Source organism: Bradyrhizobium sp. Kon56 (assembly GCF_055807635.1).
Genome location: NZ_JBVVOU010000186.1, coordinates 1 through 386, shown reverse-complemented (window position 1 = coordinate 386; position 386 = coordinate 1). Strand labels below are relative to the sequence as shown.

At 62.4% G+C, this 386-nt stretch carries 1 protein-coding gene; it reads left to right on the top strand.

Annotated features, from left to right (window positions below; all coding sequences use genetic code 11):
* The coding region (locus AC0L3B_RS38555; RefSeq protein WP_473382867.1) for a radical SAM protein at positions 1-386 on the top strand (386 nt) is incomplete at both ends.

The window sequence follows — 386 nt, the reverse complement described above, 5'->3', positions numbered from 1 at the left end:
AAGAGGCTGCCCGCGCCAAGGCCATCGGCTCGACGCGTTTCTGCATGGGCGCCGCATGGAAGCATCCCTCGGCCAAAGACATGCCCTATGTGCTGGAGATGGTCAAAGGCGTGAAGGCCATGGGCCTGGAAACCTGCATGACCCTTGGCCGCCTCGATCAGGACCAGACCGCCGCGCTGGCCCAGGCCGGCCTTGATTACTACAACCACAACCTCGATACCTCGCCGGAGTTCTACGGGTCGATCATTACCACCCGTACCTACAGCGAGCGCCTGCAAACCCTGGCTTACGTGCGTGAGTCGGGGATGAAGATCTGCTCGGGCGGCATCCTTGGCATGGGCGAGTCTCTCGACGACCGCGCCAATCTGCTGATCCAGCTGGCCAAC